Source organism: Bartonella sp. AP58NXGY, from assembly GCF_042195785.1.
In the GTDB taxonomy this organism is placed as follows: Bacteria; Pseudomonadota; Alphaproteobacteria; order Rhizobiales; family Rhizobiaceae; genus Bartonella.
Genome location: NZ_JBHIOY010000250.1, coordinates 342 through 713, shown reverse-complemented (window position 1 = coordinate 713; position 372 = coordinate 342). Strand labels below are relative to the sequence as shown.

1 protein-coding gene is annotated in these 372 nt (G+C 32.3%); it reads right to left on the bottom strand.

Annotated elements, in window-relative coordinates:
* Positions 1 to 372, bottom strand: a 372-nt coding sequence (locus tag ACFINC_RS10755; protein WP_375617208.1) for a type ISP restriction/modification enzyme, incomplete at both ends; no start/stop codon positions are given.

Sequence of the window (372 nt, the reverse complement as noted above, 5' to 3'; positions counted from 1 at the left end):
AATCCCTCATCAGTAATGGCATCACGGCGTTGTAAACCAGCTGTTGTGTTTGCTTCTGTAAATAAATGAGATTGTTTCTTGTTTTTATCTTTTAAAGATTCAGTATCTTCGTAAATATAGCGTGGAAAGCATTTTCCTTTTTCAATTGTATCTAAATTAGGCAAAGCTTTAGTCATCAATACAGAAAATTCTTTCTTTGCTCCTATACCTGTAATTTGTATTACCTTATTTTCAACCGCTTGATTTGTCGGGAATATACGCGGCATTTGATAAATTACTTCATTAAAGGTACGATTATAATAAAGCCACTGCTTGGAAAAAGGACGATAAAGGCTTTGAATAAGGCATAAATCTTCAAACTTAAAAAACTTT